Origin of the sequence: Dactylosporangium sp. NPDC000244, from assembly GCF_040300725.1 — a bacterium.
In the GTDB taxonomy this organism is placed as follows: Bacteria; Actinomycetota; Actinomycetes; order Mycobacteriales; family Micromonosporaceae; genus Dactylosporangium.
In genome coordinates this window covers 502,977-512,715 of the sequence record NZ_JBEPEH010000002.1, presented here as the reverse complement: position 1 = coordinate 512,715, position 9,739 = coordinate 502,977, and the positions used below count along the sequence as shown (strand labels likewise).

Genomic DNA, 9,739 nt, shown 5'->3' with positions numbered 1-9,739 from the left:
TGCATCGCGGGGTCGATGTGGGTGTAGAGGTGGTTGTTGAACACCCGGAACCAACGGTCGAGCCGCACGTCGATGCTGGACGGCTGCACCAGCGCTTGATCGAAGGGCTCGAGGCGCAGTTGGCCGGCTTCGAGCTCTTTGTCTAGGTCACGGTCGGAGAGCAGCACCTTCTGAGGTTACCGAGTTGGCTTCGTCGGCTGCCCTGCCGGTGGCCTCCAAAGCCTGCTTTGTCACGCCGATTGCGGTTCTGAGAGCCTCTTGAGAGAAGTGCGAAAAAGCTTCCCGCATGTGTACTCCCAGAGGCGCGAAAAACTCCGCCGCCAGCGCCTGTGCCTTCGGCTGGATATGCAGGTGGGTTCGCCTGCGGTCCTCGGGATCGGGCCGCCGCTCGACGTGGCCGGCGCGCTCGAGCCGCACGAGGAGCGCCGTGGTGGCCGCCGGGCTGAGCGAGAGCCGGCGCGCGAGCTCCCCGGGCGTCAGCGGCGTCCGCTCCTCGGCCGCGCGCCAGATGTGCGCGATCGCGTTCATGTCGGTGCGATGCAACCCGTGCGCACGCGCGAACACGTCGACGAACCGGTCCGCCTCGACGTTGAACCGGCGGAGAAGATCGATGAGCTCGTCGGCAGGCGTCACCGCTTCAGTTTGCCCCGTTCGGGGAATTCGGCAACGATCGTACACGTGTTCGAGTACTTTTGAGGCATGGCATCGTGGGCTGAGTTCGCCGCCGCCGACCCCGCGCTGGCGTCGGCCATTCGCACGCTCGTGTGTCAGTACGGCCCAGGCCTGGGCTACCTGGCAACGGTCCGCCCCGACGGCGGCCCGCGCATCCACCCCGTCTCGCCGGTGATCACGGACGAGGGCCTGTTCTGCTTCGTCCTACCGTCCCCGAAGCGCCACGACCTGGACCGCGACGGCCGCTACTCCCTGCACAGCTTCCCGTCGGAGGACACCGCCGACGAGGCGTACCTGTCCGGCCACGCCGGCGTCGTGTCGGACTCCGGTCAGGTCGCGCGCCTGGCCCTGCTCATGCATGCGGCGCCGGGCATCGATTGGAAGCTGTACGAACTGACCGTCGACCTGGCGATGTACGTGCGGTACGACACGCCGACGACGTCGACGCGCACCGTGTGGAAGGACCGCCCGGGGCATGTTCCGCGGGCGAGGCATAATGGTCCGTGCGCTAACGCCGTGGATTCGGTACAGTAGGCGTCGCTCGCGGGTGTAGTTCAATGGCAGAACATCAGCTTCCCAAGCTGACAGTGAGGGTTCGATTCCCTTCACCCGCTCCACCACAAAGGCCCAGGCCAGGGGACATGATCCCCAGACCTGGGCCTTAATCGTTTCCGAGCTCGGACGCCCTCGGGCAATCAGGCGAACACTGGCAGATGAAGGCCATCGCCGCCTTGGACGCATACCGGGCGAACGATCCGGAGGGCTGGGCCGAGTACGTAGCCGAGGCCGACCAGGAAGACCGGGCCTCCGCGCCGGCGGCCGACGCGTGGGACGAGGCTGCGTGACGGTCATCCAGCCGTGGCAGGTCTGGTGGGCCGACCTCGACCCTACCGAAGACCGCGAGCAGGCAGGCCGCCGTCCGGTACTCGTGGTCTCCAGCGCGTTCCACCTGCGGCTGACCGGGGAGGCACTGGTCACCGTGCTCCCAGTGACGACGCGGGAGCGCTCCGGCTGGCTACACCGCGTTCCGGTGCGCCCCACGAGCCGTCCAGTCGGGTTCGTCATCACTGAACAGGTACGGACTATCGCCCGGGCGCGTCTGCAGGGACAGCGGCCAGCGTGGGTGCTCACCGACGAAGAGATATCGGCCGTGAAGACGGTGCTAAAACAGATGATCGATGTGTAGCCGGTCGGCAGAGCCATCGAGATCGCTTGCCGGCCGTTAGCTTGTCTCGGCGGTGGCGATTGTCGGGTTCTGAGGCGTATCCGGGCCATTAGCGGGCCATTGACCCAGGTGTTAGCTGGCCGCGCCAGGCCGCTTGCCACAGGCGCGATCTGGAGGTTCATGCGCCTGGGGAGGGCCACCTGTACGGTTCCCAAGCCGACAGTGAGGGTTCGATTCCCGTCACCCGCTCGGACACGAAGGCCCTGGTCGGGAGGCAAGTGGCGCGAGTAGGGCTCGCCGAGCGTCTCGGCGCGCTCGGCAAGAATGTCGTCCATCGCTTCGACCTCGGCGTACTCCGTGAGCTACGTGAGGCGAGCGGCAGGATCGCGGGCGGTAGTTGACCTTGGGCGATCTGGGCAGTAAGAAAAGCCGGTGCCGAGCACTGTGTACGAGATGTGTAACTGCTTCGATGTCGCCTGCGCCCCCTGTCAGAGCGTGCTGGCGCCCTGTAGCAGCGTGCTCGGGCTGGGCCGGCTGAGCGCGCTGCTGTTGGTTGTGGCGCCGCACCGCCTCGGTGTGCCGTCCCGGCCTTCTTCGGCGGGTCGGTTGGGCGTTCGGGCGATCCGTGGGTATCAGCGCTGGCTCTCGCCCCGGCTGCCCGTCCGGTGCCGGTATTCGCCGTCGTGCAGCGCGTACGGGCTGACTGTGGTGGACCGCTTCGGGCTGGTGACCGGCGGCAGACTGGCTGCGGCCCGGATCGCGCGGTGCCGGTGTGATGTGCCGATGGGTACCGTCGACGAGCCGCCGGTAGGGCGCTGACCATCCAGCACGGCGCTGGGCGCCACCGCCACGCCGAGGAGCCGCACCGGGGCCTGTCGCTGGTGCGGCGTGGCTCGGCCGACCCCGGTCGTGACGACGGCGGGGCGCAGTCCGAGCAGTGAAAAAGCCCGATGATCGCTTTCGGGGTTGTCCGATGTGATTGGGCCGCGCATAATCGGCGCGCGCCGCTGAATGATCAGCGGCAATGCAATCCCGCCGAGTGCCCCCGAAAGAGGAGCAGCGTGGGTAAATCGATTCTTTCCGGCCTCACGACCGTCGTGGTGGCCGCCGGTGTGGGGCTGGTCGCGGGGGCCGGCTCCGCATTCGCCGCAACGACCCCGTTGTACGTCAACAACACCTTCGGCTCCGGCTGCTCCGACACCGGCGGTGGCAGCCAGAGCAAGCCGTTCTGCACGATCACGGCCGCGGTCGCGGCGTTGGCGCCCGGGCAGACGGCCCAGATCACCGGCGTGTTCAACGAGCGCGTGAACGTCAACAAGTCCGACGTCGTGCTGCAGGCCTCCGAGGCGGGGGCGGCGCGGGTGGCCGGGCCGAACGCCGGGTTCACCATCGACGGGCAGCACGACGTCGCCATCCTCGGCATCAACGTGCTGAACGTGGTGAGTGCGCCCGCGTTCGCGGTGAGCAACGGCGCGCGGATCTCGGTCGCCGACACGAGCGTGACCATGGCGAATAACGCGACCGGGCCGGCGATCCAGCTCTCCGCCGTGACGGATTCGGCGCTCAACGGCGTGAAAGTCAGTGGCGGCGCGGTGTCGGCCGGCGTGGTCTTGGACGCGGCTACGTCCCGGACCGTGCTCAAGGCGCTGAACGTCAGCGTCGGCAGCCCGGCCGGTAGCGTGGCCGTCGATGTCGCCGGCTCGAACAACACGATCGTCAACAGCAGCGCCTACGGCGGAGCGGTCGCGGTCATCGCGCTGCGGCCCGGGGCGGCAGGCAACACGATCGTCAACAGCACGGTGATGAGCGGCCACGGCGTCGGCATCCTCAACAACGGTGCCACCGGTACCGCGATCACGAACAACTCGTTGGACTTCAACTGCCTCGGGGGCATCCGCGTGGCGGGCGCGTCCAGCGGCGTGTCCGTGCAGAACAACGTCGCGACCAGCAACGTGTCCTCCACGACCGGCTGCGACGCGGGAGTCCCGAGCGGCCCCGAGATCGGCCTGTACGACGGCGCGGCGGGCACCACCGTGGTCGACTACAACGCCGTCTCCCGGTCGGCGGCGCCGAACTCGCTGTACTGGTGGAACGGTCCGCTCGGACTGGCCGGCTTCCGGGCCGCCTCCGGTCAGGCCGCGCACGACACCGACGTCGTCGACCAGGCGCACCTGGAGGACTCGGCGAACTCGGCCGCGCCCGGCTACCAGAGCACCGACTCCTTCGGCAAGCCGCGCGAGGACAACCCGGCGCAGCCCAACACGGGCGCCGGCCCGGTCACGTACGCCGACCGCGGAAACTCCGAGATGATCCCCGGCCCGTACCCGATCGTGACCATCACGGCGGATCAGGTCGGCAACTCGGTCACGGTGGACGCGTCGCGCAGCGTCCCCGGCTACGTGCCCATCACCACGTACCGCTTCGACTTCGGCGACTCCACCGGCCTGGTGTCGCAGCCGTCGCCGGTCGCCACCCACCACTACTCGACGCCGGGGACGTACTCCATCTCGGTCACGGCCGTCGACGTCAACGGCTTCAGCGGGACCCAGCAACAGTCCAAGTCGCTGTGGCCGGCGGCCCGGACGTTCGCCCTGCTGGCGCACGACAACAACCGCTACGTCAGCGCCACCGAGGGTGGCAACATGCAGATGCGGGCGTACCAGCCCACGATCGGCGACGCGGAACTGTTCGACCTCGTGAAGGTCGGCGGCGACCTGGTCGCGTTGCGGTCCCGCGTCAACGGCCTGTACTTCAGGGTGCTCGTCGGCCCGGACGTTCCCGCCGGCTCGAACGTCGTGGGGGCCTGGAACGAGTCCACGAGCAGTGACGAGACGCTGTTCACGGTCACGAACAACGCCGACGGCACGATCAGCCTGCGTTCGGTGGTCAACGGGAAATACCTGAGCAGCAACCACGGCGGCAGCATGATGACCGCCGACCGGGCCGCGATCGGCCCGTGGGAGGAGTTCAGCCCGGTCGACGCGGCCAACGTCGCCGTCACGCTGCGGGCCCGGGTCAACAACCGGTACGTCACGGCGGAGAACGGCGGCAACTCGTCGCTGATCGCGAACCGCACCGCGGTCGGCTTCTGGGAGCAGTTCGACCTGGTCGACGTGGGCGGCGGCTGGGTGGCGCTGTATTCGCGGGCCAACGGCCTCTTCGTCACCGCGGAGGCGGGCGGCAACCAGCCGCTCATCGCCAACCGGGCGGTCGTCGGGCCGTGGGAGAAGTTCAAGGTGATCGCCAACGCCGACGGCAGCATCAGCCTGCAGGCCGGGGTCAACAACCGGTACGTCACGGCGGAGAACGGCGGCAACTCGTCGCTGATCGCGAACCGCACGGCGATCGGTCCATGGGAGAAGTTCGACCGCTGATCTGGTCGAACGCCTAGAGCAACGCGAGTGAGGGCCCGCGCTCAAGCAGCGCGGGCCCTCACCGTTGTCACGCGGTCAGCGCATCTCGAGGCCTAGGAGGCGGTCGGGGACCAGAGTCCGTGGCCCGCGGGCGACACCCAGCCGTTCGCGCTGCGGCTCGAGACGTCAACAGAGAACGCGCCGGGCCGGTCGGCCGTGAACTCGATGAACGCGGTGCCGTCGGGAGCCGCGGCGATCGTCTGCTCGGCCCCGCCGTTCACCGTGTACACGTAGTCCGTGACGGTGCCCGTGTTCGGGCCGGGCGTGAAGTCGACCCGGAACGGTACGCCGACGACCGGAGCGGCCGCGGCGGTCACCGTCGGGGCGGTGCTCGCGATGAGCACTCGGTACGACGTGGTCGGCGAGAGGTTGAACGCCCGGTCGAAGCTGCGCACGCTCAGCGTCACGAAGCCGTTGGTCGGTGGCGACAGGGTGAGGGTCGCGCCGCCGGTCTGGTCGGCGTGCACGACGCCCGGGATTGAGAACGGGTCGATCCACTCGGGCACGCCGTTCGGGCCGGTGTTGGCGCCGAAGCCGGAGAACACGCCGTTCCAGCTGTACTGGTAGCCGTAGACGTCGTCGGCGCCGTTCGGGGACAGGTTGTAGACGATCGGGTCGCCGCCCGGGTAGACCGTGAAGTGGCTCGGGTAGTTGGGCGACGTCACCTCGGGCGCGTTGCCCGGCGCCGTGGCGTCGGTGGTGAAGTAGCACGTCTGCGACCACGGCGAGTTGTCGGCGCCGTCGTTGGTCCGCACCTGCCACGCGTAGGTCGTGTTGTCGGCGAGTGCGCCGGCCGGCGGGGTGACTCCTCCGATGTGGCCGTTGGGCATGTACTGCTGCGTTACCGTCGTGCGCTGGTCGGGGTGGTCTACCGGCCAGATCGCGAACTCGCCGGTGAGCTGCACATCGTCCTGGTCGGCGTCGTGCGCCTGGGCCATGAGCTCCGGCGTCAGGCCGCTCAGGTACGGGTACGGGGCGCCGGTCGCGCACGGCCGGAGGGCGTTGAACATCGGGGCCGGCGCGGCGGGCGACGTGTTGTAGCCGAGGTACAGCGTCGGCGCGGCAACGCGTCGGCCGAGCGGCACGCGGTGCTCGAGCGCCCCGGGCAGCCGCACCTCGATCGTGACGTGCGACGGCAGGTGGACGCCCGCCGCGGTCGCCTGGTTGACGAGGCCGATGAGGTCGAGCAGCGGGTAGGTGGTCGGGCACTGGTCGACCGCGCCGAGGGTGCCCAGCTTGAGCAGCTCGCGCGGCGGGTTGCGCCACGTCGGCCGCGCGCTCTCGGCGGTCGCCCAGACCTCGATCTGGCGGTGCGCGCAGTCCGTGGCCTGGGTCTCCGGCACGGCGAGCTTCGCCGACAGGATGTGCTTGCTCAGCACCGCCGCGACGTCGAAGGTCGCGTAGACGCGCGACACGTGCTGCCGGTTGCTGCCGTCCCGCCAGGCGCCGAGCGGCGCGTCGCCGGCGGGGTTGAGGTACGTGGTGTCGGGATGCGCGGAGTCCGTGTAGGCCCACGAGATCCGGAGCGCATCGATGTTGGTTTGGCCGGCTTGAGCCGGTGTGGCGGTGCCGAACAGACCGGCAGCCACGGACAGCACCACGGCGGACAACAGCGCACCGCGGCGCGGACGTCGTGACACAGGACCACGCCCTCCCGTTACCGCGGGTGGCGGATCCCCCCGCGGATCATGACGAGCGTAAATCTCGCCGCCTATCCCGTGCCGCCCCGCCGCGCGTTATCGACATCCGGCTTGAAACGGCCGAAAAGCGGCGCAAGATGATGCGATGGAGCGGTTTCGCAACGACGGGCTTGAGTTCGAGGTCGACGACCTGGGCGATGAGAACGCGCCCGCGGTCGTGCTGCTGCACGGGTTTCCGCAGGATCGGCGGGCCTGGGCCGAGGTCGCGGAACTGCTGACCCGGGCCGGTCGGCGCGTGCTCGTGCCCGAGCTGCGGGGATATGGCGAGCAGGCGAGTCCGAAGGAGCGCGGAAAGTACACCCTCGATGTCCTGGCGACCGATGTCGTGGCGCTGGCGAGAACGGCCGGCGTCGAACGGTTTGATCTCGCCGGGCACGACTGGGGTGCTGCGCTGGCGTTTCATGTGGCCGGGCGGCATCGCGAGCTCGTGCGGACTCTCACCGCCTTCTCGGTGCCGCATCGCGGGGCGTGGGCCGGGGCCGGGGTGCGGCAGCTGTGGCGGTCGGCCTACGTCGGGTTCTTTCAGCTTCCGTGGCTGCCCGAACTGGTTCTGACGCCCGCGCGACTCGAACGCCGGCTCGTCCGCAGCGGGCTCGGGGTCGAACACGCGCGCCGCTATGCGAAAGCGAAGAACCGGCGGGCATTGAACTGGTACCGGGCGATGCCGCTACAAGCCGGCTTCCCGCGGGTCGAGGCGCCGACCGTCTTCGCGTGGGGCGACGGGGACGAGTTCGTCACCGAGCGGCTCGCGCGCCGGTGTGAACGGTGGGTCGACGGGGAGTACACCTTCGAAATCCTGCGTGGCGTGCGCCACTGGATTCCGGAGATGCACCCCCGCCGAGCCGCGGAGCTGGTGCTCAGGCGCCGCTGATCGAGCGCACGTCCCAGAGGTAGACCCCGTCGACGACCTGGGACGGAGCCACGTCCGGGGCGACCAGCTTGTCGATCGTCTCGCGCAGGACCTTCTCGTTCCAGTAGCCCACCGGCATCACCAGGTTGGTGGCCTTCCAGTGCTTGATGTCGGCCCGGATCGCGGCCTTCTGCGCCTCGGTCACGGCCGGCGAGGTGCGCTGGCGTGCGACCCAGCTCAGGTAGATGACCGTGTCGCGGTACCCGGGGCCGAAGTGCGCGAACTTGTCGTCCGGCTCGGTGTCGTTGGGGCCGAGGAAGTATCCGGCCGTCAGCTTCACCTCGAAGTTGGTCTCGGTCGACCAGCGCATCATCTTGATGTTGTCGTCCCAGCCGCCCGGCAGCGGGGCCACGACCGGGTTCGGGGGCAGCTTGGTGCGCCAGTTGCCGTTGGTGAACAGCGCCGGCAGCGGCGGGCGGCCGGTGGCGGGCTGGGGGGTCGGGAACAGCGGGACGAGCGCGGCGAGCAGCGCGATGCCCCAGATCAGGGCGAGCTTCGGGCTCCGGCGCGGGGCCGGCTCGCCACCGCGAACCGGCGGGGGCGGCGGCGTCTCGGCAGGAACGTCGTCAGTGGAGTCGCCGGAGGCGCCGGAGCCGACCAGCGCGGGCTCGGGCTCGAGGGCCGGAACCGCCGCGGGAACGGCAGCAGAAACATCGGCGGGACGCAGGCGCTCGACCACGAGCTTGTCGACCAGCAGGGCCAGGCCAACACCCACGCACACGGTCACGATCAGCCCCAGCCGCGTCGGCACCACCGAGTCGAACAGCGGCAGCTTGCTGATCCACTTCCACGGGCCGTGCACGTGGGTGTGCTCGACGCCGTTGAAGCGGATCACGTCGCCGAGGGAGAAGACGGCGAAGACGCCGGCGGTGAGGAACAGGGCCCGGGACAGCCGGTTGCGCCACAGGGCGACCGCGCCGGCGACCAGCACGATGGCGAGCGGCCAGCCGAAGAAGCTGTTCTCCTCGCTGGCGTTGTTCTTGTTCAGCCGGGCCGCCTCGGCGACGTCGCCGGCGATCGAGTAGCGGCCGAAGGTGACGTAGGAGTACGCGTCGAGGTTGATCGCGCGCACGCCCGCGTCCAGGCCGCTGTAGTGCTGGGGACCGGTGAACTGGAAGTACAGCGGGTAGGCGAGCACGGCTCCGGCGACGAGCAGCGTCACGCCGCACTTGGGCAGCAGGACCTTCGCGAAGCCGGGCAGCTGCTTCCACGGCACGTAGGCCAGGATGAACACGAACAGGGCCATCGCCGTGAAGAACAGCATCTCCTCGTTGATGCCGGCCTGCAGCACCACGAGCAGGGCGAGCCAGAGGCCCTGCCGCCACACGTTGCCGGGGTGCCGCATCCGGAAGACCGCGGCGATGATCAGCGGGATGAAGTACTGCCCGGCGATGTTCGGGTGCCCGGCGATCTGCGACATCATGGCCGGCGCGAAGCCCAGGAACGCGGCGCCGACCGCGGCGGCGAGGCGGGAGCGGCCGAACTCGCGGGTCAGCACCCAGTACCAGGCGATCGCGGTCGCGGCCAGGGCCAGCGTGGAGATGAACGCGAAGGTCACGCCGGCGCCGAGCCACAGCGTCACCGGGGTCAGCGGCAGCGCGAGCGTCAGGACCGACGTGTTCGCCATCAGGTTGACGCCCAGGGGCGCGTTGATGTCGTCGGAGAAGAAGGGTGACTCACCCTTCGTGAACAGCTCGGTCGCGTGGGTCAGGAACCACTCGAACGTGAAGCTGTCCTGGAAGTTCAGCGTCAGATAGCGCCCGTTCGGGTCCACCCAGAGGCGTCCCAGCACGTAGACGGCACCAAGGACAAAACCGACCATGACCAGCGCGTCGACGGTCTTCCCCGTCACCCGGCCCCGAATTCTCACCCGGTGGAG

General features: G+C 69.3%; 10 protein-coding genes and 1 tRNA gene. 7 read left to right on the top strand and 4 right to left on the bottom strand.

Annotation, left to right across the window (positions count from 1 at the left end):
* Positions 1-167 (bottom strand): dCTP deaminase (locus ABT369_RS04790; protein WP_502891704.1); only part of this gene is annotated, 167 nt, incomplete at its 3' end.
* Complete coding sequence (locus ABT369_RS04785) at positions 148-633, bottom strand: MarR family winged helix-turn-helix transcriptional regulator (protein WP_350610319.1); 486 nt, start codon at positions 631-633, stop codon at positions 148-150. The genes ABT369_RS04790 and ABT369_RS04785, both read right to left, overlap by 20 nt.
* A 66-nt stretch (positions 634-699) precedes the next feature.
* Between ABT369_RS04785 and ABT369_RS04780 the strand changes: the two genes are divergently transcribed.
* The 6 genes from ABT369_RS04780 to ABT369_RS04755 all read left to right on the top strand — a co-directional run bounded on the left by ABT369_RS04780 (position 700) and on the right by ABT369_RS04755 (position 5,211).
* A complete protein-coding gene (locus tag ABT369_RS04780; RefSeq protein ID WP_350610318.1) occupies positions 700-1,206 on the top strand; it encodes a pyridoxamine 5'-phosphate oxidase family protein in 507 nt (168 codons plus the stop codon).
* Positions 1,207-1,215: 9 nt separating this feature from the next.
* Positions 1,216-1,289 (top strand) — tRNA-Gly (locus ABT369_RS04775).
* Positions 1,290-1,385: 96 nt separating this feature from the next.
* Positions 1,386-1,517, top strand: coding sequence for a hypothetical protein (locus tag ABT369_RS04770; RefSeq protein ID WP_350610317.1), 132 nt, complete (start codon positions 1,386-1,388; stop codon positions 1,515-1,517).
* Positions 1,514-1,858 (top strand): type II toxin-antitoxin system PemK/MazF family toxin, encoded by a 345-nt coding sequence (locus ABT369_RS04765; protein WP_350610316.1) that lies wholly within the window; start codon positions 1,514-1,516, stop codon positions 1,856-1,858. The genes ABT369_RS04770 and ABT369_RS04765 overlap by 4 nt, the downstream gene beginning before the upstream one ends.
* Positions 1,859-2,290: 432 nt before the next feature.
* The gene (gene yidD / locus ABT369_RS04760) at positions 2,291-2,656 is read left to right on the top strand and encodes a membrane protein insertion efficiency factor YidD (RefSeq protein WP_350610340.1); all 366 of its coding nucleotides are present in this window, start codon (positions 2,291-2,293) and stop codon (positions 2,654-2,656) included.
* Between the two features lie 242 nt (positions 2,657-2,898).
* A complete protein-coding gene (locus ABT369_RS04755; protein ID WP_350610315.1) occupies positions 2,899-5,211 on the top strand; it encodes a PKD domain-containing protein in 2,313 nt (770 codons plus the stop codon).
* 92 nt (positions 5,212-5,303) lie between these two features.
* Here the strand turns inward: ABT369_RS04755 and ABT369_RS04750 are convergent, their stop codons facing one another.
* On the bottom strand, positions 5,304-6,839 hold the full coding sequence (locus ABT369_RS04750; protein ID WP_350610314.1) for a hypothetical protein: 1,536 nt from the start codon (positions 6,837-6,839) through the stop codon (positions 5,304-5,306).
* 196 nt (positions 6,840-7,035) lie between these two features.
* On the opposite strand from ABT369_RS04750, the gene ABT369_RS04745 reads away from it, so the two are divergent.
* Positions 7,036-7,821 (top strand): alpha/beta fold hydrolase, encoded by a 786-nt coding sequence (locus ABT369_RS04745; RefSeq protein ID WP_350610313.1) that lies wholly within the window; start codon positions 7,036-7,038, stop codon positions 7,819-7,821.
* On the opposite strand, the gene ABT369_RS04740 is transcribed toward ABT369_RS04745, so the two are convergent.
* Positions 7,808-9,730 (bottom strand): DUF6311 domain-containing protein, encoded by a 1,923-nt coding sequence (locus tag ABT369_RS04740; RefSeq protein ID WP_350610312.1) that lies wholly within the window; start codon positions 9,728-9,730, stop codon positions 7,808-7,810. The two genes, ABT369_RS04745 and ABT369_RS04740, sit on opposite strands and share 14 nt — an antisense overlap.
* Positions 9,731-9,739: the final 9 nt, after the last annotated feature.